The sequence below is a fragment of the Providencia sp. PROV197 genome, from assembly GCF_028479625.1.
GTDB lineage: Bacteria > Pseudomonadota > Gammaproteobacteria > Enterobacterales > Enterobacteriaceae > Providencia > Providencia vermicola.
Genome location: NZ_JAMPNZ010000029.1, coordinates 39875 through 60611 on the forward strand (window position 1 = coordinate 39875; position 20737 = coordinate 60611).

Consider the following 20737-nt stretch of genomic DNA (forward strand, 5'->3'; position numbering starts at 1 on the left):
TCGATGAGTCTTGAGCGGAAAAAATTTACGTTATACCTTCATCCCGAAAACCCAGCTGATAAACAGGCATTAGAGATTATTGAATCGATACCACGTTCAGCTAGGGGGGAGTTTTTCCGCCATGCATTTATCTGTGGCGCGGCATTACAACACCTCGATGCACGATTACCTGCGTTGTTGGCCACACTCTTTAACGAGGCATTGACGGCAGAACAGCTTGTTATGTTAGTCTCTCAAACGACGGGTTGGAAACCATCACAGGCTGAAATTCAGTCTGTCATCAAAGCGCTTGGCGTTAATTCAACGTTGAAAGAAGACAGCAGTATCACAGAGATAAAAGCTAATCAGCCTTTAGTGAAAGTAAAAAACAAGTTATCAAAACTAGTATAAAAAGAGTACTCGGGATATTTGTGTAGTGTGAAAATATGCAGTATATTAATACTGTTTATTTATGGGTCTTCCCCTGTTGTGGTGGGTGGTACATAATTGATTGATTTTCAAACACCACACAGTGCCTTTATGGTGTCTCTTTTTACATGAGAGGGAATTCTTATGAGTGTGCCGCAAACAAAAGCTGAACTGCTTTTAGCTATTGATAAAAATTTCAGTAAATTAATTAGTTACCTCAAAGCAATCCCGCCAGAAATTACCTCCGATAACTCAATGGATGGACACGCTAAAGGAACAGAGATGAGTGTTCGTGACCTCGTTTCGTATCTGATCGGATGGAATGCTCTTGTTGTAAAGTGGATCACTTCTGATGCTAAAGGTCTGCCTGTCGACTTTCCGGAAACTGGCTATAAATGGAATCAGCTTGGCCTTCTTGCTCAAAAATTTTACTCAGATTACAGTGGGTTAACTTATGAATTGTTAATAATTGAACTTCAGACTGTAAAAAATGAAGTTGTGAAGCTTATTGATGAGCGTACCGATGATATTTTGTATGGAAGACCATGGTACACAAAATGGACGATGGGGAGAATGATCTCATTTAATACATCTTCGCCTTATGCTAACGCTAATGGAAGATTAAGAAAGTGGGCAAAAAATAATAATATCAGTTTAAAGTAAGCATCAGAGTGAAATTATATGGACGAAAAATCGCTCTATGCCCACATCCTTAACCTGACTGCTCCATGGCAGGTTAAATCCCTTACCCTCGATGAAAATGCAGGTTCCGTTACTGTTACAGTCGGAATCGCTGAAAATATTCAGTTAACCTGCCCGACCTGCGGTAAATCCTGCCCTGTTCACGATCACCGACATCGTAAATGGCGTCACCTTGATACTTGCCAGTTCGCCACCCTGGTTGAAGCCGATGTCCCCCGAATCATGTGCCCGGACCATGGTTGTCAGACCCTGCCTGTTCCATGGGCGGGACCGGGAAGCCGCTACACGCTGTTGTTCGAGTCGTTCGTCATCTCATGGCTGAAAATCAGCACCGTCGATGCCGTCAGGAAACAGCTGAGGCTGAGCTGGAATGCCGTCGATAACATTATGCAGCGGGCGGTTAAGCGTGGACTCGCCCGCCGTAAAGCCCCGCAGTCAGCACGTCACCTCTGTGTTGATGAGGTCGCCTTCAAAAAGGGTCATCAGTACGTCACGGTTATCTCTGATACACAGGGACAGGCCCTGGAGCTCAGGGATGATAGCGGGGTTGAAAGCCTGGCGGGTTACCTCCAGAGCCTGGGTGACCGTCAGATCGAATCCATCAAAACCCTGTCGATGGACATGAATCAGGCTTATATCAGCGCAGCCCGTATCCACCTGCCTAACGCGGTAGAAAAAATCGCCTTCGATCACTTCCATGTCGCGAAAATGCTCTGTGCCGTCGTGGATAAAACACGACAGTCCGAGATGAGAATCATCCCGTTACAGGCCCGAAAAAGTGCACATCGCTCCCGTTATCTGTGGTTGTACGGCCGCCATAAACGTCATGGTCGAATAGCAGAAAGACTGGAGGCGGCGCAGATGGTCCTGCCTGAAACCAGCCGTTGCTGGGCAATGAAAGAGATGGCCCGAGAGCTCTGGAACCGTCGGTATGACGGGCACAGCAGACGTCTGTGGCTGGAATGGATCGCGATGGCCAAAGATGTGGGAGTCCCGCTGCTGAGCAGTGCAGCCCGGACGTTACGTAAACGGCTGTACGGGATCCTGAATGCCATGAAGCACAGGGTATCAAACGGCAACGCAGAATCACTGAACAGTAAAATACGGTTGCTGAGAATCAAGTCGAGAGGATACCGGAACAAAGAGCGCTTCAAAATCGCAGTGATGTTCCATTACGGCAGGTTAAACATGGGGTTATGAGTCTCCCACCATGATCGGGGAAGACCCTTATTTATACAGTATTTGGTGGTCTATGCAAATTCCCATTTTTGAAAGTCAAATCGCCTGTGGCTTCCCTAGCCCAGCTCAAGATCACGTTGAGCGTCGTTTATCGCTTGATGCAGAGCTTATTCGCTATCCAGAGAGTACCTATTTTCTTCGTGCTTCAGGGGATTCGATGAAGGATGCGGGGATTTTTGACGGTGACCTATTAGTAGTCGAAAGCCATCTTACTGCCCGTCATGGGGAGATTGTCGTGGCTGAATACAACGGTGAATTTACCTGTAAATACCTGCAAATTACGCCGAATAAAGCCCTTATTCCCGCTAACAGTCAATATTAAGCTATCCACATTAATGACGATACAGACGTGCAAATCTTCGGTATCGTTCGTTATGCGGTGCATACTTGTCGGTAAATAACATGTTTGCGCTTATCGATGTCAACTCTATGTATGCCTCTTGCGAAACCGTATTCCAGCCCGACCTGAAAGGTAGACCGATTATTTGTCTTTCAAATAACGACGGATGTGTTATTGCGCGTTCGGCATCTGCTAAACCCTATATCCGCATGGGGGCACCGTATTTTGAAATTAAGTCGATAATCAAACAAAAGCAAATCGCTGTATTTTCTTCAAATTATCCCTTGTATGCCGATTTTAGTAATCGGTTTGTCACAGTAGTTTCGAGTTTAGTGCCCCAAGTTGAGGTTTACAGCATAGACGAGTGTTTCTGTAATTTATCAGGAATGGAGGGGATTTATTCCTGGCATGAACTTGGCCATAAACTCAAAGATGAAGTTTTGAAGCGCGCGCATTTACCTGTTGGGGTTGGGATTTCAACCACAAAAACGTTGGCTAAGCTCGCTAACCATGCCGCTAAAACATGGAAAAAAACCGAGGGTGTTGTTGACCTTAGTTGTCCCAGCCGACAAAAAAAACTCATGGCATTGACGGCCGTAGGTGATGTGTGGGGAATAGGGCGAAAACTGGCACTGAAGCTTAACCAATGCGGGATTAAAACGGCACTAGATTTAAGCCGTTTACCTACCCATGAAGCACGCAAACTGTATTCCGTGGTACTCGAAAGGACAGTAAGAGAGCTGAATGGAGAATCGTGTCTTCAGCTTGAAGAAATTGCCCCACCTAAAAAACAAATCATTTGCTCACGTTCCTTTGGTGACAAAATTACGGACTATCATTTATTACGTGAATCTGTCTGTGCATTTGCTGAACGAGCTGCCGAAAAATTACGCGAAGAAAAGCAGTATTGCAGGATGGTGTCTTTATGGGTTGAAAGTAGTTACTTTGCTACTCAACAACCGTTTTATCATGGACATGAAACACAGGCACTGGTTTATCCTACTCAAGATAGCCGGGATATCATACACGCAGCAGTAACTTTGCTAGAAAGATTGTGGCAGCCTAATGTGAAGTACAGTAAAAGCGGCATTATGCTCAGTGAATTTTCCCCTTCAGGGCAAGTACAACTGAATTTATTTGAAAACCATCAATCGTATAAAAACAGTGAAGCGTTAATGCATACTATCGACCTAATCAACCAAGATAAAGGAACCATTTGGTTTGCGGGCCAAGGTATCCAGTCCCAGGTAATGCCATGGAAAATGAAGCAGCAGTTTTTATCTCCCCAATGGACAACAAAATTTTCAGATATTCCCATTGCAAAGTGTTAGTGTGATTAAAAAACGCCCACTCAATTGTTTGATTGAATAATCAGACAATTACAGTAATTATCCCCACTAAAAGTGGCAGTTATCCCCTGAAAATGGGGATAATGCCCGCAAAATTAATTCAGATTAGGTCCTCATTCTTTCAGAATGAGCCACACTATTTAAGTGCTTTGGCCGTTTTTTTGGGACTGTTATTGTGATAAATCTGCGTATAGTTGAACTGTCTAAACTTAACTCGTTGATAGTAAGGCCAAACCATTAGTATTCGTTAATTTCATCGAGGGAGAACGTCACCCCCTAAAATGGCGCTGCCCTGAGTTTTTTGTTTTAAATGGCCTCTCAAGTAAGCCTTTTGTACCATGGCCAAACTACAGCGAAGGTGAAAGCCAAAAAATGGCGGATTACTTAAATCAAGTTGTCATGGATGCCAAAACTAATACGCTGAAAAATACCCAATGAGTAATGAAGCCACGAAAATTAAAGTGGCTTTTTTTACACCTTAAAAATTGCATTAAAATGCAAATTGCAGTATAATGCAATATATAGGGGGTTGGAAATGTATACTGTCAGATACCACGAAGAAGCAGAAAAAGAAGCTAATGACTTACCGATTAAGATAAAGGTTAAGTATGACCGTATTGTACAAAAAATGGAAATCAATCCACATATATTAAGAGAGCCCGACACAAAACCCCTAGGGGATGGGCTATTTGAACTCAGAACAATGGGGAATGATATTGCACGAGGAATTTGGGTATACCATAAAGGAAAAACGATTTACATGTTGCGGATTTTTATAAAAAAATCTCAAAAAACGCCAAAAACAGAGTTTGAGATAGCTAAAGCGAGACTACAGGAGATACTGAATAATGAAAACGCATAATGAATTGCACAATGAATGGATGAAAAACCCAGAATATAAAGCCGCTTATGAGGAAGAACTACAAAAAGAAAAACTCCAAGCTCTACTGACAGAATGGCGCACAAATGCAGGTTTGACTAAAGCGGAATTAGCCAAAAAACTGGGTGTTAATCCCTCTACAGTCACGCGCATGGAATCCAATGTCGATAACGCGAGTATCAGAAATATTATCAAATATGCAGCTGCTTGTGGTGTTAGAAACCCGACAATCTCATTGTAAGGAAATTTTTGATGATCATCACTCATGCGAGCTTCAATAAAATTACTGAGGTAACAAAGGACATGGATGTACCCTTTTTAAAAGGCTGTCTGTGCTTTGGTAATGAGGGAAACGAATACAATCTATCGGCTTGTAATTATCAATACAATATCGAAGTCGATAATATCATTGATACTAAGTCATTTTTTTATCGACACGACGTTGATGAAAAGGCAGTGCAAGAAGTCTTTCAACAAGTGAGAAAAGACTTAGGACTATTAGACGTTGATGATGATGTGATAGCACAATTATTAGATGAGTCTATTAGCGTGTGGGACAATGATTTTAATTACAGCCATTCTTATGATGATGATGGTGAAGCATCCTGGGCTATTCAACAATATCAAGGCATTCTAGCTCATAAACTTGGTTATGATTGCGCAAGATCGACAGATGAGCAAGGAACCGTGTATATCGCTTATTGTGTTGGTCGCCCGTTGCTCGAAGTGCCATGCGAGTAATGTTCCTTCAGCTATCTTTCCTTCACGCATCCCCTACGAATTAAGCCAGGCATTGAGCCAAGCTTAATTCGAACACCCGTTACCCACTTTGACACACAATCGGTGCAGGTTCCCCGTACACTTTCGTGAGGCCAGCTTTTGAAGGCTGTCCTCACTGGTTCACCTCATGTGGACAATGTGGATAACGGGCTTAACGTCAACCACTGCGCCTTTTAACGTTTTCAACGTGGCGCAAAGGGCAGGGGTGCAGCTCCCTGCGGGACCGCCCCTGGTTCACTGCTTAGCTGCGCTAAGCGCTAATGGCGACTTGCCGTTCGCTTCTCTCGCTGCAAGTCGGGTGCTGCCATTTTCATCGCCTGTGTCGTTAATCGTTCGTTGTGCCCCACCGCTTGGCCTAAAACATAGCCTCACCTCGTCATACAGCAAGGGTTAAGTGCACTCCACCAAAATTCTTGCCGCTGCGCTTTCCAACAATTTTGTCTCCGCCCTTGCTTCCTTCCTCGTCTTGGCTCTGTGCGGCCTTTGCAGCGGAGGAACTCAACGAAAGAAATCATTAACACGGTGGAGGATTCAAAAATGTCATCACATCAAAACCTTGCAGCTCCAGAATCTAACGAAAGAAGGGGTAAAACCCCACTGACTCATGACCAGAAAGAGGATTTATTGCATTACATCGCGCCATTAACTCGTCTGTTGGATTTGTTCGAGGGTGACATTTCAGCGGAGTTATACGACGAAGAAATCACACTGCACAGTGATGCATTCGATTCTAAGAGTGTTTTTATGAAAGACGGGTATCCGATTGGATTTAGTGACAATTTAAACAACATGTTCTATCTGCGCCCTGAACTGATTCAGGCATCTTAGGTGCTAAGGGAGTTGTTGAGCCTCCCTTAGCTTAGACACAATAAACTAATAAGGTTGAATAATATGTCTACATTAGAAACTATCATTAACCCAAAACAACGTAAAGCAAAAAAAGGCGCAAAATCCGCACAGGCCGACGCGATTTATCAGGCATTGGACAGTATGGAAGCACATGTATTGCCGTTATCGGCATTAGTACAAAGTGAACTCAATGTGCGTAAACGTCCGATGGATGAAAAAGCCTTGTCAGAACTGGCTGACAGTATTCAAGCGGTCGGGGTGTTACAAAACTTGGTGGTTTACCCGATGGACAATGACGTCTACGGGGTTGCTGCGGGTCAACGTCGATTAATAGCGTTACAACAATTGGTTGCAAAAGGGCATTTAGCGTCGAGTTTTCCAGTGCCTGTCAAGATTGTGCCTGAATCCGATGCGCTGATTATTTCCCTGACGGAAAACAGCCAACGTGAAGCCATGCATCCAGCCGACCAACTTCATGCTTTTATCGAGCTACAAAAAACAGGCAAGAATGCGTCTGAAATTGGTGACTTATTGGGATTCAGCACTCACCACGTGAAAAAATGTCTACGCTTGGCCAATATGGCTCCCGAGCTATTAGCTGAATTGGATGCGGACAATATCACCTTAGATCAACTACAAGCGTTAGCTGGAACCCCTGACCACGACCGCCAAGTCATGGTATGGAACAATGCCATTGGGTGGAAAAAAGAGCCACGTTACTTACGTGAAGCAGTTGAAGAAACCAAAACCCCCGTCGAAAATAATCGACTGGTGAAGTTTGTTGGGTTGGATGCCTACGAGCAAGCAGGAGGAACCCTTGAAATTGACCTCTTTACCGAAGCAGGATTTATTGAAAACGCCCCACTATTAGAAAAATTGGCACTCGATAAACTCACTGTCTGTGCAGAACTGTTAGCGGATATTGAGGGCTGGCAGTTCGGTATTGCCCGTTTAGAGCGTCCAAGTTTTTACGGTAATGACGGGGAAACCTTGTCTCTCAGTCATGCGCCCGAGGCGGTCATTCCCCCTGAATTTGCGGATTTACTGGCTGAATTGCGTGCTCGTGAAACAGATTTACGTCAGCAATCATGGGAAACAGATGACGAAAATGAACAAGCTGACCTTTGCCAAGCCGTGGCAGACTGCGAAAAGCAAATCGAAGACATTAAAGATCGTACCAAAAATCAGGCGTGGACAGCTGATGGAAAAGCAACAAAAGGCGTAGTGGTCTTCCTTGACCGTGATGGAGAACCCTGTGTCATCCGTGGCGTCATTGACTTAGCACAGCAAGAGCCACAGTGCAGTGAAGAGGAAAGCAAAACTGAAAGTGTGAGTGAGCAATCAACGACTCAAGTTGAGACGGTTTCTACCTACAGTGCAGCCTTGTGCAAAAGTCTCTCTTCTGAGCGCACCTTGGCAGTTCAAGCAGCACTGACTCAGCATCCGATCGTGGCACTGGCGATTTTGGTTCACGGTGCGTGTATTCAGGTGTTTGGTTCACCGTATGCCAAAACTGCATTTAACATTAAATTCTCGCTCTCTCAGGAGGAGTTACTCAAAAATGCCCCGACTGCCCAAGACAGTGAAGCATTGCAATTACTCAATACGCAATTTGAGTCATGGTCTGCCCGTCTCCCCGATGGGTGGCAAGCGGATTTCTCATGGTTGTTGTCATGGGAACAAGCGGATCTAGTCGCATTACTGGCGTTTTGTTCCGCGCAAACTTTAAGTGAAGTAAACCATCATGCTCCGCACGATAACACGTTAGCTAAAGCCCTGCGCCCCATTGAACACGCGATTGCCTTCGATTTCCGCCAGTGGTGGCAGCCAACCAAAGCCAACTTCTTTGGGCGCATCAGTAAAGACCAAATCAGTGATTGTTTAGCAGAGGCAGGCGCATCAGATAAAGCCCTTGAATCAGTCAAAATAAAGAAAGGGGATGCCGCGGAATTAGCTGAAAATACCCTCAAAGACACACATTGGCTGCCTAGCTGTTTTCTCGATGTAAAAGCCGACACTCACCACTCCGATAACGCGCAATAATAAGATGGGAGACACTGCCCGAAAGGGCAGTGTGAATAATCATGACAACCATTCCAAACCATTTAGCCCTTGTTCCCTTTAATGACCGTCAATATGCCGCTGCAAAAGCCATCCTCTTTGTCGAAGATAAAATGCAAAAAGGACAATATCAAAAACGGTATCCGTATGCGTGTGCGTTAATTCGATTTTTTACGGGGAATAAAGGGGCAATAACCGCAAAAGACTTGCACTCTACGTTGGTATTAGCCTTTGAAGATAAACGTGAAATGCCATCAAAAAATCGCTATCTTGCCGCCCTTGATACGTTTATTCAGTCACGTGGTTATATTTGTCCGTTGCCGCTGTGTGATCATCATGTCCGAGATTTTTTTCCTGAGCTGGATTACCGCGACCGCGAACGGCAGGGGCGAAAAATTCAGTCTCAAGTGCATGTCGTGAGCCGTGCCCGACAAAAAGCGCAAATTAAAGCCGAGCAACGGTATCAAAATCGACTAGCTCAAGCCGAAATTGAGTTAGCCTTTATTACCCCCAGTGAGTTTAAATCGTGGTACAACCGGTTTAATCATGATGGGATTGAAGAGTATGATTTGATTGAATTGCTTGTAAACTGGACGACGCGATTTAACAATTTAAACTTGAGAAAATACCTTGATTTTGCACCGTTGTGGTCGGCTCTCTTAGATTTCAATGAGGATATCGATACCCGATCATATGGTGAGCAATTACTGGATAATTATACTATTCCCAATAAATTAACCCGTTTAAAGGGCGTTGACGATGAATGAATGGAATGTGGTGTTACTCGAAACTGAAGACAGTTTGGTGTTAATGATGCGGGGTGAGCACACGAAAGAAACCGTCATTAATTCAGCGATTGCAGCGAATGAAATCGCTGAGAGTGACCGCGTCACGTGGTTAGCCTGTGAAGATATCAACGTAGGTTATTACAAAACGGTGTCCAGAGAAGGGTATGAGACCTATTATTATCCCGTCAGTCAGGATATTAACGGAGCATTTTTAGCCACGTGTCTTGTGATCTTTTAAGATGGGTAGTGTGAGTTTGAAAACGTCCATATTGAACTGTGTCATCGCGCGTTAAAAGTCGTTGAAGAGTAAGAATAGTCAAGGGCTGTTCGGGTAACCCCGACCAGCCCTTGATCTCTTGAATACGGGTGATCGCAAGTTAGCCGCTAAGTGTGAAAATAGTGGATTTTGATATAAAAATAATGTGGTTTCATTGAGGTGGCGATTAAGTACAGTAGGTTTATATTCGTAAAACAATGAGATACAGCATTTTAATCATAAGTTTGAATTGAAGCTCATTCATCAAAAAAATAAAGTCACGTCTTATGGGTTCCTACGGCAGCTCGATTTCGTCGAGCTGTCGCCTACACTCCAACGCCATTCGTTTTACGAATGGGTTTCCGCAGAGCCGCACACGTCTCTGTCCTTCGGATAGCAAGCGAAACCTAACAGCACGGCATTTCGTGCTTCGCACGGCCGTTAAGGACGCCACGCGTTGCATGTCGGCAGAATTCATCCTTATCTACAGGTTTTTATCTCTCTGTAAGTACTTCCGCTAGGGCGTGTATTTCGCCCCCAAACTCAAGAACTTGCAAGGGTTCGCTCCGCCGCGTTGCGCCCTTGCAAAACCTTTCCTTTGTTTGCTCCATCGCCCTTGCCGCGAAAGAACTCACAGAGAGATGATTTAAAACTCGCAGGTAAACCAGGATGCTTTCGGAGAACGTCAACACCGCCGCTCCTGAATCTTCAGAAAGATGAGTTGAAAGCCAAAAATAAGGAGTCTCAACATGAATTATCAAGTTTTATTTTCAGAAACCCATAAGAAAGATGCAACAGGGGATGCGCATGAGGTTTATCACTTTGACTCAATTAACGCATTTTTCACGTTTCTAAAAAAAACGAGATTCACTGAAAAAATGAACACGCGTTATCGCTACATCTTAACGGATGGAGCTACACATTTTGATTTAACTTACCGCGAATTAGTTAGCTCAAACCACATTAAGCCATTTAAAAGAGCGCTTCGCCAATACCGTTAAAGCGACCTATTGAATAGCGCGACACCTTAACGCGCTATTCAATGTCGAGCTTATTCGATATTGATTCAATCACGAAACCACAAAAGGAGAAACAGTATGTATCACGCATTAGAGCAGTACGAAACAGACAGTTATCAAGAAACCCAAAGCGCGGAAATAATGTATTGGATCGGACGCGAACAAGCCGCCAAAACTGCCCCAAAAGAAATCACCTTAGCGCAATTTATGGATGCTTTATCGGTTATGCCCCCGTTGGATTGGCAAGGCAATAACAAGACGGAGTCCTTTAAATTGCAAGAAATGGTCATGGGAAACGTGACTGATATTTTTGTCAAAGTGGGCGGGCGGTATTTCACGTTTAGGGATGTATCAACGTTATCTCACGCGCAAATTATTTCGCGTGTACGTTGTGCTGGATTACTGGCGCAACAATGAAAAAAGCAGGCTTTCGCCTGCTTAATCCGTGCCTTGAGACGCTTTTTTGCAGGAAGAAACTCAAGGCATATCATCAACTCAAAGGAGAAACTCCGATGAATACAAATATCATGGCATACGCTGCCAACCCTGTAAAGCCCCAAATACCCGTTGTGTCAAAACGTCGGGTTGTACGTCACGATATCGCAATTTGTGATATTGAGCCTACCTATCGGGCAATGGCGCGACATATCGACAAACAACTTAAACGTAAACAGCCCGTTCGCATCCCTGCAATGAATAACCATTGTTTGGGGCAACTTTTGCGCTGTTTAGAACTGCGTAAATCTTGGCTTTAAATTAACTCACTGCCCCTTTTCAGGGGCAGTTTTGGAGCGTCGATATGTCACAATTGAGTTTTTTTGATGTAGATTTAAGCCAACCCGTGAAAACACCCAGTCCTATCATCTCAGGCTCACCCAGTAAGATAGACACAAAGACAGACAAAACAGTCGAAAAAGCAACCCTAACAATGGCTAGCACCAAGTCAAAGCGTGATTTTCACACCGAGTTTATTCAATTATTTAATCAAACGGCACGTTATCACAGTCGTTTAGACGTGTTTCGGGATTTTATTCATGTTTCGGCAATAGCTTTAGAAAACAGTGTGAAACAGTGCCCTGAATTGGAACAGACCTACTTTAAGGTGATTGAGCGTTATGAACGCGTGGATTTGGATGCGTTCGCAAAACTATTAGCCCTTTGTGTTAACGCCTTAGACCATCAAGCGACTGATTTTTTAGGCGCAGTGTTTATGTCACTTGAGTTAGGCGAAGGGGCATGGGGGCAATTTTTTACCCCATTTCATATCAGCCAGCTAATGGCAAATCTCATCATCGGTGATTGCAGCTCGATAATTGAAAAAAATGGCTATATCAGTGTGTCTGAGCCAACGTGTGGTGCAGGCGGAATGGTGATTGCCTGTGCTAATTCTATTTTACAGCAAGGTTATAACTCACAAACGCAAATGATCGCGGTGTGTACCGATATTGATGAGGTTGCCGCCCGAATGTGTTACGTCCAACTGGCATTATTGGGAATACCTGCCATTGTGAACATCGGCAACAGTTTAACGCTGGACGTTCGTCAAACGCTGTATACCCCGATGTTGATGTTAAATTCATTCCGCTTTAAACCCTTTCTAACAGCCTAATTCACTGTATTTTCAAGGGGATTTATTCCCCTTTTTGCGCATCGGCTTAACCCTGGCATCGAGCCAGGCTCAATCCGACAATACCAACCCCTGCGCCTTTTTACGCTGGCGCTTGGCGCAAAGGGCAGGGGTGCAAGCTCCCTGCGGGAGCTGCCCTGATAAACCGCTTAACGTTGTTAAGCTCAAAGGACGCCTTGCGGTTCGATTCTCTCGCCGCAAGTCGGGTTGCGTCATTTTCAGCCACTGTGTTGTTAATCTTTCGTCGTGCCCCTCCGCTCGGGCTTAAACATAGCCTCAAGTCGTCATCCAGCAAGGGTAAAATGCACTCCACCAAAATTCTTGCCGCTGCGCTTTCCAACAATTTTGCTTCCGCCCTTGCTTCCTTCCTTGTTTCGTCTATGACCGCCCTTTGCAGCGAAGGAACTCAACGAAAGAAATCATTAACCCAAAGGAGACACTAAAATGACTCAACAACAAAACCTTGCAGCTCAAGAATCTAACGAAAGAAATGGAAAACACGAAATTGTAATCACCGCTATTGAAGTGAAGAACGAACAAGCCCGTTTAAAGTTTTTGCCCTCAAAACTAGGTCGTTACTGTATTGCATTTGAAAATGCCATATATAACTGGATGGATCGAAATGCAATTGCCTATAACGGCGGATATTGGGTTTTTTATACATTGTCGAATGGCGGCTTTTTTCTGCAACCGACAAAAGGTTATATGATCACTTCTCCAAATGGGTTTATGGATGATGTGACCGCCCAAGAAGCGGGAATTATTGTCACGTTAATGATGTTAAGTCATTTCTCATTTGTCACCTATGAAAAAGGGCAACAGGAAGATTGTGAGCGTATTTCTGCCTATTTTCACCACTTACGGGATTTTATTTTCACCTTATCCCCTGAATCACAAACCAAAATATTAAATGCCATTGATTAATTAAATCCCGCGCAAGTCTTAGGCCTGCGCTTCATGTGAATTCAATCAAAAAATCAGATAAGTAAGAGGAAAATAAAGATGGAACAGCAAACATTATTATCAGTCGGGCAAGTTGTTTATACGAACTTATATAATCATGGTTTGGGCGTGATCACCCAAATTCATGGAGAACAAAAACCAGATACAGTGACGAATCTATGTAATGTTATGGTGAGTGGGGGAAATGCAGAATTTGATATTGTATTTTACAATGGTGATAAATCGAATCGCTTACCGGAATCTATTCTAAGAGGGGGGATCCAGTGGGAAGTTAAAAATGAATTTGTTGATAGTGAAACAATTGAATCATTAATTAAACAGTCAGAAGAATTCGAACAAACGGAAAAAGCCGAGGAAGAAAAAAAACTAACTGAATTTAATCAAGATGTCGAATTTCAAAAAAACAATAGTCAATATTCATACTTAACTCAGATAACCGATAATTTAGACAATAAAGTAAAAATAGTCGGTAAAAATATCCGTGCTGAATTAAAAAAACATTTTCCAAAAACTAAATTTTCAGTTCGTAAACAATATTACAGTTCTTATTATGTATCATGGACAGATGGCCCAACAGTGGATGAAGTCGACTCGATTGTTAAAAAATATAAAACGTCACGGTTCGATTGCTATACTGATTATTCTTACAATGAAAATTCACCATTTAATGTAGTTTATGGTGGTGCCGATTATGTTTTTACGAATCGTCATTACAGTGATGAAATAATCGCACTGGCAATCAAATCATTGATTGATAAATATGGCGAGTCTTATGAGTTTGATACTGCATTAATGACCGTTGAAAATTATCATCAAGGTAAGCTATACAAAATTGGACGCGAACAAATTATTGGAAATGATGGCATCGGCGGAGAAATTAATCGCGTTCTAAGGAAAACGAGTTATTAAAGAAAACGCGCCAAAAGGCGCGTTTCTCGTTTAATACTAAGCCACATGCATTACTTAATATTGAAATTGATTATAATGTTAAAAAGAGAAAATGAAAGGGTTAAATTTAGTTATTTTGTTTAATATTGAGATAAATGTGATAGACCTCAAGTGCGTATTGATTTCTTTTTTTCTCTTGAACCTCGGATTTTTTTAATCCTGCATTATATGCGCCAACCCCTTTCCAGATATCCCCTTGTATTCGAATAAACTTTGCCAAATAAAATGCCCCCGTATAAATATTCATGCATGGGTCTTGCCTTAAATGATTTTCGGTAATGCCATACTGCGCTAATTCATTAAAGTTTTGCGAATGAATTTGCATTAACCCGATAGCGTATCGAGTGGTTGACGCTTGATTAATTGCATTAGGTTGGAATGAGCTTTCACGAAACGCAACCGCGCGTAATAAATCAGGGTCAATTTGATAATCTTTTCCTGCTTTATCATAGCAATCAAACGAAAATGAAAAAGGCGAAAAAACTAACGCAATGAGAATACAGATCATTCGCATATAAAAATCCATTAAATAACGAATTTCTTTAACTCAGAATCGCCCATTTTAATTAAAAAATAAAGCACTATTTAAACGCAAGCCAAAAGAAACTGAGGAGCGATAAATATGCTCCTCTGAAAGAAAGACATCACACCCCACGCAAAATTTCATTTTGCAAGAATTTATTTTTAAATCATGGTGTTAATTAAAAATAAATAAGTTAAATTTTTAAAAATCATCATGCAAAGCCCATTGATAGCCCACTAATAGCGTCTATAAATGGGCTAAAGGGATGCACTTTGTGTGTTTTGTTAATGATATCAAATAAATAAATTTTTCACCTAAAAATAGTGGGCTAATGGTGGGCTATTGTAATATACTGTTTATATGTGATTTATTTTTTATGATTGTATTCTGTGGGCTATTTGTGGGCTGTATGTTAATTGACCATAGCCCACAAATAGAGGCTAGTAAAAACTAAGGAAATAAAAGAATGCCACGTCAACATATATATATGAAGCAAAAAACATTAGATGGAATTCGTAATATTGTGGATAAACGAAAAGCGGATGGCGCTGATGCAAACATTTCCAGTGTTGGCTCTGAGCTACTGGATATCGGATTGCGGGTTGTTGAAAATTTAGAGAAAGACAAAGAAGGGGATGATGGTTTATCCCTAGAGGAACGTTATAAAAAACAACTATTAGAAGAAGTAACTAAATCACGGCAGTGTATACAGATTTTATTCAAGATGATGTTTGATTTAACAGAAATCAAAGAAGACAATCGATACAACTATCGAGAATATATTGAAGATTTTAAAAATAGAACAAAATCCATGTTAGATGAATATTTTCCTGAAAGCGATTAGAGAAGTAGAAATTATTTTTGAGAAAATTGATGAACAAAAAAATTTACTTATATTTTGATATATCTAATCTAATAGAGAGTGAAAATCATATTTATTTAGCAGAATGAAAATATATTAATTGATTCAATTATTGCTAATATGGTATGTTTGAATTAAATAGAATCACCCAATAATCGAGCTCCAACTCGATTATTGGGCTAATCAAATAACCCCACAGTTAAGGACGGTTAAATGACTACCTTCAATAATATTGATCCGCAAAGTGGATCTCAAGCAATTTTTGATATCATTCATCAATTTAATGATAAAAGTCTCTTTTATATCCGTAATGAGAAACATAATATCACTCAAGTTAGTGATAGCTTCTGTAAAATGGTTAACATTCCATCACATTCTCCTGTCTTTTTAAATGATTTTCCCAAACTGAAGAAATTAGAAGCTTTGGAAAAATCGGTCCTCACTCAAAAAAGAAATAAGTTTGTTTTTTTTGCATATAAGATAAAGACAGATTTATATTATCTTTTTTACGTCAGTATTAAAATAATAAAGTTTAATAACAATAATTATACAATAACAAGTTTCAAAAAATTTAGTGATTTCTTTAGTTATGAGTCTATTTTGAACTCAATTAATGTTATCGATGATTTTTTTGTTGATGATGGATTCCCAATTGATAACTATTATAATATTAATCCTCTTTCATTAACTTTGAATAACGTTGCCAAAAAAGAGGAAAAAATATCATGGCATATTATTTGGTTTTATTTAACAGGGAAATCTATTAGGTGGATTGCTGAATTTAGCCAATTAAATAAAAAACAGGTCGAAAATTCATTAGGTAAGTTCTATACCAATTCTGGGGTTTTAAATCAAAAAAATCTTCGTGTCGTCGCTCGTAAATATGGTTGGTGCAACTATGTTGATAAAAATACAGTCGAACTTATCAACTTTAGCTTAGGGAAAGATGAAAAGATTTTAATTTAGATAAATATGGTTTAATAAACTTTATTATCATTAATGTTTGAAGTTATTATCTTTTTGGGGTTGTTTTTGTGAATTCCATCACAATCACCCCCCTTTATTTGGGACAGCTGTCCCAAGACATTGATTTTTATTTGTTTAATATAAATTCAGTCCAAAGGGATGGGTAAGGATATGAATGCAAATAAACATAAAAAAATTAGTGTTGATATTAGTTTAGTAGCAGAGGAATGGTTGGTTAAGGCAACTGAATTATCAGGAAGAACCAAAAGGGAAGAAATTAGAATACGTCTTGCTCATAGTTTAAAACACATTGATAAAATAGATGAAAATTATTGGGAAATAATCTCAGCCTAATTTAATTTCGTTAGTATATAAACTGTTAAATAAAAAGACAGCGGGTAGACTTTGCCATTTAAAAATGGATTTGTCGGGCTGGGGCGGTAGCGCATTCAATTTAGAATACTTTTATCACGCTTTGTTTCTTACTTATATTAAGTGTTATTAATTCATTAATTAAGTCGGGAATAAAGCGAGCTAAAGGCTCAATTGTCATTAAATACTCTTTAAGAGTTTATTTTGAAAATAATGAAATATCTATTAACAAGGAAATAGCTATGTCACAACTTACTATCGAAAATACGCCAGCCCGTAAGAAGGGATTATTTAAACGTGCTATTGATGCAGTGAACTTTAAACTTGGGAAAATCTTATTTCGTTTAATTGGTTTACCGATGATGGCATTTTTAGTCTCTAAAGGGGCGATGGCTGCGGATGACTTAATGGCCGCTGGCCGTGAAGATGCCGAAGCGAGCTTCGGGGAAGATTCAACCCTGATTTATTACTTCATGTTAGCGGAAGTGGTGTTGGTCTTCTTAATGTATCTGCGTAATCACAACCCAGCGACATTCGTGTTAATACCAGTGTTCTTTGTGATCACCGGTATTATCTTTGCCATTATCCGTGCCCGTGCACCTGGCGTGACACCATAAGATAAGTTATTGGTATTGAAGGAACAGCGTAATGGAAGAAGAGCGCGCTAAGCGATTCATCTTTCCTCAGACGCTGACGGAGCAAAGCCGTCCAATCGGCTTACCGCTCGATGAAACCTGTGCCATTGCTCTCCCATTATGCTGGGGAGTCATGGACAAGCAATATATTGCAGGGGTTGTCGTTGGCGCTTTGCTCTGGTTTGCACTGAGGTATTTCAAAAAAGGGAGGGGAACAGATTGGCTGATTAATGCATGTTACTGGTATTTGCCTTCCTTCTGTTTTCAGGGAATGTACAAACGACTTCCCGACTCCGCGTTAAGGCTCTGGTTAAAATAACAGGAGGTCACGGTGAAACTGAGCGCAGCCAAATCTGCCCACAAATTCACATCACTCGTTTTCATCATATTAGTTTGTTTATTAGGAGGGAGTATTACGGGGAATATTCTGGCTTGGTCGAATATTGCCACTTTAATTGATAGCCGTGAAATGACCTATATCCCGCAATTCTTTGAAACCCCGTTTACCTTAAGTCGCTCACATGCTGACGCCAACTATCTGGAACAAACTGCACAATCGCTGATTTTCCTGCGTTATAACGTGTCGCCTGAATCGGTCACAGCTAATCACAAAGCGTTATTACGATTTTTTGATAATGGCCAGCGCCCACAGATGCAAGAGCTCTTGGCGGAAGAAGCGAAGCAAATTATTGAGAACAATGTTACCAGTGCTTTTTATTTGTCTGGAATGGATGTGTATCCCAATTCTGGCATTGTCGATATTCACGGTGATATCCAAACGTGGATTGGCAACCGTAAATCGCTACCTGAACGGGTGACATTACGATTAACCCTGAAGTATGCAAATGGGCTCACGACAATAGGGGGCTTTGAGGTACAAGTCGATGAAAAGAAGAAAAAGTAAATTAAGTCAACTGGCGTTATTGGCCCTGAGTTTGGGCCTCTTCTCTGCCTTGAGTTTAGCTGAGCCCACTGCATCTTTACCAGTGCAAATTCCAGTCTCGCCCGATTCACAAGTGCGTGTTGCCTTTAGTAACAGTGAACCGAATATGTTGGTGGTGCCAGGCGACCGAATTGTCGCGATTGATAGTGCTCAAGGCATGTTTATCAATGGAAACCAAAAAGGGGCAACGGGGCACCTCAGTGGTGGGGTGGTGTTGATGACCACACAAACCAAACCGTTTACCTTTTATGTCCGTACCGCAGGCGGTTTGACTGTATCAGTGGTGGCGGTTCCGCAAAAACGGGATGGGCGCGTATTGCAGTTGGTGTCGTCAGTCCCTGCGAAGCGACCAGCCGCCAAGCAATGGGAGCGTTCTCTGCCTTATCCCCAAATGCTGATTGGACTGCATAAAGCATTATTGAACGGTGAGATACCGCAAGGTTTTGCTAAAGCACCTGTCACCGTTACGCCAACCTTGTCATTACCGTCGGGGTATGTGGTGTCTGCGGATGAAATGTGGAATGGCGGCGAAGTTCGGGTATACAAACTGGCGGTGCGTAATACCACGGCCAACGCTAAACCGATCACTGAGCGATTGTTTAATGCGCAGGGGGTAAGGGCAGTATTGATTTCGCCGTATAGTGAACAGGTGTTACCCGGTGCGACCGCAACCGTGTGGTTAACGGTGAGTAATGAGGTGACGCATGGCTAATTTAAATGTGAAAACGCGCCGTAAACAACTCGTGGTTTTTTTGATGGTGGCGTTAGGAGCCAGTGCCATTGGTGGGGTTGCATGGTGGTTCAGCAAACCATCAAAACCCAAAACCAAACAAACGGTGCAAAAGCCTGTCCCGAACATGACGGGAGTTGTCTCTTCCACCTTTGACCGTAAAGTCGGGCAAGCGGCGATGGCGGATTTGCAATCCACCGCATCACAAGTGGACAAGCAGATGAAAAGTGTGAACGCCCGAATCGAACGTTTAGAGCAGGAAAACAAAGCCTACCGAGACAAAATTGAGCAACAAGATAAAGACTTAACGACGTTGCAAGACCAGCTGAATGAGGTGAGTAATGGGTTGATCCATGGCGACAATACCTTACCTCAATCTCAAACGCTGCCAGTTGGCACGATACCGACACCGAATGGTCAAGCCAGTCAGCCGATTATCCCGCCGCCAACGGCATTTTATCAAGGCGGGCAATACCCTGTTGGGCAATCTCAAATCAATGTGAACCCAGTACTAAAGCAAGGCTTACATTCGATGACTATCGAATATGAAGAGGATAAGGTGGATAACAGCTTACCCGCTTTACCTTATATCCCGTCAGGGAGTTTTGCCAAAGCGATGGTGATTGAGGGTGCGGATGCCAATGCTTCTGTCACGGGGAACAGTAATCCATCACCGATGCAGTTTCGCTTAACGGGTAAACTGATTATGCCGAACAATGAGGAGTATGACTTAAGTGGGTGTGCGGTGACGGCGGGCGTGTATGGCGATATTTCCAGTGAACGCGGGCTTGTGCGTACTGACCGTCTGTCTTGTAAGTTGTTTGGCCATACGATTGATATGCCGTTTAAGGGGCATGTTTCCTTCATGGGGAAAAATGGGATTAAGGGAGAACCGGTCATACGAAATGGTGAGTTAGTCGGTTATGCCTTTGGCGGTGGGTTTATCGAAGCGGTCGGGTCGGGCTTTTCCAAAGTGGGGAGCGAAACCGTCGGTATTGGCGCCAGCAGTACCACTTCAATGGCGGATGTGATGCGCGGTGGGGTCGGTGGCGGTGTTCAGCAATCGGGCAAAATGTTGTCGGAATACTTCATTAAACGCGCGGAACAATACCACCCAGTGATCCCAATTGGCGCTGGAATTGAGATTACTGTCGTTTTCCAAGAAGGTTTCCAATTGGAATTTATTGAACAGATGCGCAAAAAGAAAAGTAAGGATGCCGTTGCCGAGCCTGTGCAGCAAACTCTTAATCAAGGCATTACGGTGACGAAACAAGCGTTGCAAGAAATTTCACTCGGGGATGCGGTTCCATCCACAAATTACCCGCAATACCCAACACAACAATAACGTCTTTTACGCCTCCTTATCGCCAACACCAGGGCAATCCTAAGGAGCATTTATGTTAACTCTACCCACTAAAACTAATACAAAAACGCGATTAAAAGCGATCCTTCTTATGGGTCTCATCAGTTCACCTGCGGTGATATTGGTGTGTACCG

General features: G+C 42.3%; 28 protein-coding genes and 1 pseudogene. 27 read left to right on the forward strand and 2 right to left on the reverse strand.

Annotated elements, in window-relative coordinates:
• Positions 1–3: 3 nt before the first annotated feature.
• The 17 genes and pseudogenes from PR808_RS16365 to PR808_RS16445 all read left to right on the forward strand — a co-directional run bounded on the left by PR808_RS16365 (position 4) and on the right by PR808_RS16445 (position 12280).
• Entirely contained in the window at positions 4–390 is a 387-nt protein-coding gene (locus PR808_RS16365; RefSeq protein ID WP_272520771.1) for a plasmid partitioning/stability family protein, read from the forward strand.
• Between the two features lie 162 nt (positions 391–552).
• Positions 553–1071, forward strand: a complete 519-nt coding sequence (locus PR808_RS16370; RefSeq protein ID WP_265829513.1) for a ClbS/DfsB family four-helix bundle protein — start codon at positions 553–555, stop codon at positions 1069–1071.
• 18 nt (positions 1072–1089) lie between these two features.
• On the forward strand, positions 1090–2310 hold the full coding sequence (locus PR808_RS16375; protein WP_272539682.1) for an ISL3 family transposase: 1221 nt from the start codon (positions 1090–1092) through the stop codon (positions 2308–2310).
• 52 nt (positions 2311–2362) lie between these two features.
• Positions 2363–2746: pseudogene (gene umuD / locus PR808_RS16380) on the forward strand (translesion error-prone DNA polymerase V autoproteolytic subunit).
• A gap of 5 nt (positions 2747–2751) precedes the next feature.
• Positions 2752–4020: a translesion error-prone DNA polymerase V subunit UmuC gene (gene umuC, locus PR808_RS16385; protein ID WP_272539683.1), complete on the forward strand. Its 1269-nt coding sequence runs from the start codon at positions 2752–2754 to the stop codon at positions 4018–4020.
• A gap of 553 nt (positions 4021–4573) precedes the next feature.
• Complete coding sequence (locus PR808_RS16390; RefSeq protein ID WP_272520774.1) at positions 4574–4900, forward strand: type II toxin-antitoxin system RelE/ParE family toxin; 327 nt, start codon at positions 4574–4576, stop codon at positions 4898–4900.
• Entirely contained in the window at positions 4887–5159 is a 273-nt protein-coding gene (locus tag PR808_RS16395; RefSeq protein WP_219249711.1) for a helix-turn-helix domain-containing protein, read from the forward strand. Before PR808_RS16390 ends, PR808_RS16395 begins: the two co-directional genes overlap by 14 nt.
• Positions 5160–5170: 11 nt before the next feature.
• Positions 5171–5659: a hypothetical protein gene (locus PR808_RS16400; RefSeq protein ID WP_272539684.1), complete on the forward strand. Its 489-nt coding sequence runs from the start codon at positions 5171–5173 to the stop codon at positions 5657–5659.
• Between the two features lie 166 nt (positions 5660–5825).
• The gene (locus PR808_RS16405; protein ID WP_272539685.1) at positions 5826–6092 is read left to right on the forward strand and encodes a hypothetical protein; all 267 of its coding nucleotides are present in this window, start codon (positions 5826–5828) and stop codon (positions 6090–6092) included.
• A 143-nt stretch (positions 6093–6235) separates the two neighbouring features.
• The gene (locus PR808_RS16410; protein WP_272539686.1) at positions 6236–6526 is read left to right on the forward strand and encodes a hypothetical protein; all 291 of its coding nucleotides are present in this window, start codon (positions 6236–6238) and stop codon (positions 6524–6526) included.
• Positions 6527–6589: 63 nt separating this feature from the next.
• Entirely contained in the window at positions 6590–8590 is a 2001-nt protein-coding gene (locus tag PR808_RS16415) for a ParB/RepB/Spo0J family partition protein (protein WP_272539687.1), read from the forward strand.
• Positions 8591–8631: 41 nt separating this feature from the next.
• Entirely contained in the window at positions 8632–9375 is a 744-nt protein-coding gene (locus PR808_RS16420) for a plasmid SOS inhibition protein A (protein WP_272539688.1), read from the forward strand.
• The gene (locus PR808_RS16425) at positions 9368–9634 is read left to right on the forward strand and encodes a hypothetical protein (RefSeq protein WP_272520781.1); all 267 of its coding nucleotides are present in this window, start codon (positions 9368–9370) and stop codon (positions 9632–9634) included. Before PR808_RS16420 ends, PR808_RS16425 begins: the two co-directional genes overlap by 8 nt.
• A 767-nt stretch (positions 9635–10401) precedes the next feature.
• Entirely contained in the window at positions 10402–10653 is a 252-nt protein-coding gene (locus PR808_RS16430; protein ID WP_272539689.1) for a hypothetical protein, read from the forward strand.
• A 96-nt stretch (positions 10654–10749) separates the two neighbouring features.
• Positions 10750–11088: a hypothetical protein gene (locus PR808_RS16435; RefSeq protein ID WP_272539690.1), complete on the forward strand. Its 339-nt coding sequence runs from the start codon at positions 10750–10752 to the stop codon at positions 11086–11088.
• A 95-nt stretch (positions 11089–11183) separates the two neighbouring features.
• Positions 11184–11426, forward strand: a complete 243-nt coding sequence (locus tag PR808_RS16440; RefSeq protein ID WP_272539691.1) for a hypothetical protein — start codon at positions 11184–11186, stop codon at positions 11424–11426.
• Between the two features lie 44 nt (positions 11427–11470).
• Positions 11471–12280 (forward strand): N-6 DNA methylase, encoded by an 810-nt coding sequence (locus PR808_RS16445; RefSeq protein ID WP_272539692.1) that lies wholly within the window; start codon positions 11471–11473, stop codon positions 12278–12280.
• 69 nt (positions 12281–12349) lie between these two features.
• On the opposite strand, the gene PR808_RS16450 is transcribed toward PR808_RS16445, so the two are convergent.
• Entirely contained in the window at positions 12350–12514 is a 165-nt protein-coding gene (locus PR808_RS16450) for a hypothetical protein (protein ID WP_272539693.1), read from the reverse strand.
• Positions 12515–12742: 228 nt separating this feature from the next.
• Between PR808_RS16450 and PR808_RS16455 the strand changes: the two genes are divergently transcribed.
• Positions 12743–13222, forward strand: a complete 480-nt coding sequence (locus tag PR808_RS16455) for an antirestriction protein (RefSeq protein WP_272539694.1) — start codon at positions 12743–12745, stop codon at positions 13220–13222.
• A gap of 78 nt (positions 13223–13300) precedes the next feature.
• Positions 13301–14170 carry an LPD29 domain-containing protein gene (locus PR808_RS16460; protein ID WP_272539695.1) on the forward strand — a complete coding sequence of 290 codons (870 nt, stop codon included), beginning with the start codon at positions 13301–13303 and terminating at the stop codon, positions 14168–14170.
• A gap of 106 nt (positions 14171–14276) precedes the next feature.
• Here the strand turns inward: PR808_RS16460 and PR808_RS16465 are convergent, their stop codons facing one another.
• Entirely contained in the window at positions 14277–14723 is a 447-nt protein-coding gene (locus PR808_RS16465) for a transglycosylase SLT domain-containing protein (RefSeq protein ID WP_272539696.1), read from the reverse strand.
• A gap of 475 nt (positions 14724–15198) precedes the next feature.
• Here PR808_RS16465 and PR808_RS16470 point away from each other — a divergent pair, with 475 nt between their 5' ends.
• From PR808_RS16470 to traB, 8 genes are all read left to right on the forward strand, one after another.
• Positions 15199–15576 carry a relaxosome protein TraM gene (locus tag PR808_RS16470; RefSeq protein ID WP_272539697.1) on the forward strand — a complete coding sequence of 126 codons (378 nt, stop codon included), beginning with the start codon at positions 15199–15201 and terminating at the stop codon, positions 15574–15576.
• Between the two features lie 231 nt (positions 15577–15807).
• Positions 15808–16560: a hypothetical protein gene (locus PR808_RS16475; RefSeq protein WP_272539698.1), complete on the forward strand. Its 753-nt coding sequence runs from the start codon at positions 15808–15810 to the stop codon at positions 16558–16560.
• 171 nt (positions 16561–16731) lie between these two features.
• On the forward strand, positions 16732–16914 hold the full coding sequence (locus PR808_RS16480; protein WP_272520790.1) for a TraY domain-containing protein: 183 nt from the start codon (positions 16732–16734) through the stop codon (positions 16912–16914).
• A gap of 260 nt (positions 16915–17174) precedes the next feature.
• The gene (locus tag PR808_RS16485) at positions 17175–17549 is read left to right on the forward strand and encodes a type IV conjugative transfer system pilin TraA (protein ID WP_272520791.1); all 375 of its coding nucleotides are present in this window, start codon (positions 17175–17177) and stop codon (positions 17547–17549) included.
• A 31-nt stretch (positions 17550–17580) separates the two neighbouring features.
• Positions 17581–17886, forward strand: coding sequence for a type IV conjugative transfer system protein TraL (traL, locus tag PR808_RS16490; RefSeq protein ID WP_272539699.1), 306 nt, complete (start codon positions 17581–17583; stop codon positions 17884–17886).
• Positions 17887–17898: 12 nt separating this feature from the next.
• Complete coding sequence (gene traE / locus PR808_RS16495; RefSeq protein WP_272539700.1) at positions 17899–18471, forward strand: type IV conjugative transfer system protein TraE; 573 nt, start codon at positions 17899–17901, stop codon at positions 18469–18471.
• On the forward strand, positions 18452–19222 hold the full coding sequence (traK, locus tag PR808_RS16500) for a type-F conjugative transfer system secretin TraK (RefSeq protein ID WP_272539701.1): 771 nt from the start codon (positions 18452–18454) through the stop codon (positions 19220–19222). The genes traE and traK overlap by 20 nt, the downstream gene beginning before the upstream one ends.
• Positions 19215–20585 (forward strand): F-type conjugal transfer pilus assembly protein TraB, encoded by a 1371-nt coding sequence (gene traB / locus PR808_RS16505; protein ID WP_272539702.1) that lies wholly within the window; start codon positions 19215–19217, stop codon positions 20583–20585. The genes traK and traB overlap by 8 nt, the downstream gene beginning before the upstream one ends.
• The last annotated feature ends 152 nt before the right edge of the window (positions 20586–20737 follow it).

Coding starts and splice junctions, on each gene's coding strand:
- PR808_RS16445 (WP_272539692.1), top strand. CDS start 11,471: ATGTCACAATTGAGTTTTTTTGATGTAGATTTAAGCCAACCCGTGAAA.
- PR808_RS16485 (WP_272520791.1), top strand. CDS start 17,175: ATGTCACAACTTACTATCGAAAATACGCCAGCCCGTAAGAAGGGATTA.
- PR808_RS16410 (WP_272539686.1), top strand. CDS start 6,236: ATGTCATCACATCAAAACCTTGCAGCTCCAGAATCTAACGAAAGAAGG.
- PR808_RS16450 (WP_272539693.1), bottom strand. CDS start 12,514: ATGACGCAACCCGACTTGCGGCGAGAGAATCGAACCGCAAGGCGTCCT.
- PR808_RS16440 (WP_272539691.1), top strand. CDS start 11,184: ATGAATACAAATATCATGGCATACGCTGCCAACCCTGTAAAGCCCCAA.
- PR808_RS16400 (WP_272539684.1), top strand. CDS start 5,171: ATGATCATCACTCATGCGAGCTTCAATAAAATTACTGAGGTAACAAAG.
- PR808_RS16430 (WP_272539689.1), top strand. CDS start 10,402: ATGAATTATCAAGTTTTATTTTCAGAAACCCATAAGAAAGATGCAACA.
- PR808_RS16390 (WP_272520774.1), top strand. CDS start 4,574: ATGTATACTGTCAGATACCACGAAGAAGCAGAAAAAGAAGCTAATGAC.
- PR808_RS16455 (WP_272539694.1), top strand. CDS start 12,743: ATGACTCAACAACAAAACCTTGCAGCTCAAGAATCTAACGAAAGAAAT.
- PR808_RS16405 (WP_272539685.1), top strand. CDS start 5,826: ATGTGGACAATGTGGATAACGGGCTTAACGTCAACCACTGCGCCTTTT.
- PR808_RS16370 (WP_265829513.1), top strand. CDS start 553: ATGAGTGTGCCGCAAACAAAAGCTGAACTGCTTTTAGCTATTGATAAA.
- traK (WP_272539701.1), top strand. CDS start 18,452: ATGAAAAGAAGAAAAAGTAAATTAAGTCAACTGGCGTTATTGGCCCTG.
- umuC (WP_272539683.1), top strand. CDS start 2,752: ATGTTTGCGCTTATCGATGTCAACTCTATGTATGCCTCTTGCGAAACC.
- PR808_RS16475 (WP_272539698.1), top strand. CDS start 15,808: ATGACTACCTTCAATAATATTGATCCGCAAAGTGGATCTCAAGCAATT.
- PR808_RS16415 (WP_272539687.1), top strand. CDS start 6,590: ATGTCTACATTAGAAACTATCATTAACCCAAAACAACGTAAAGCAAAA.
- PR808_RS16375 (WP_272539682.1), top strand. CDS start 1,090: ATGGACGAAAAATCGCTCTATGCCCACATCCTTAACCTGACTGCTCCA.
- PR808_RS16460 (WP_272539695.1), top strand. CDS start 13,301: ATGGAACAGCAAACATTATTATCAGTCGGGCAAGTTGTTTATACGAAC.
- PR808_RS16470 (WP_272539697.1), top strand. CDS start 15,199: ATGCCACGTCAACATATATATATGAAGCAAAAAACATTAGATGGAATT.
- PR808_RS16395 (WP_219249711.1), top strand. CDS start 4,887: ATGAAAACGCATAATGAATTGCACAATGAATGGATGAAAAACCCAGAA.
- traL (WP_272539699.1), top strand. CDS start 17,581: ATGGAAGAAGAGCGCGCTAAGCGATTCATCTTTCCTCAGACGCTGACG.
- PR808_RS16420 (WP_272539688.1), top strand. CDS start 8,632: ATGACAACCATTCCAAACCATTTAGCCCTTGTTCCCTTTAATGACCGT.
- traB (WP_272539702.1), top strand. CDS start 19,215: ATGGCTAATTTAAATGTGAAAACGCGCCGTAAACAACTCGTGGTTTTT.
- PR808_RS16365 (WP_272520771.1), top strand. CDS start 4: ATGAGTCTTGAGCGGAAAAAATTTACGTTATACCTTCATCCCGAAAAC.
- PR808_RS16435 (WP_272539690.1), top strand. CDS start 10,750: ATGTATCACGCATTAGAGCAGTACGAAACAGACAGTTATCAAGAAACC.
- PR808_RS16425 (WP_272520781.1), top strand. CDS start 9,368: ATGAATGAATGGAATGTGGTGTTACTCGAAACTGAAGACAGTTTGGTG.
- PR808_RS16480 (WP_272520790.1), top strand. CDS start 16,732: ATGAATGCAAATAAACATAAAAAAATTAGTGTTGATATTAGTTTAGTA.
- PR808_RS16465 (WP_272539696.1), bottom strand. CDS start 14,723: ATGCGAATGATCTGTATTCTCATTGCGTTAGTTTTTTCGCCTTTTTCA.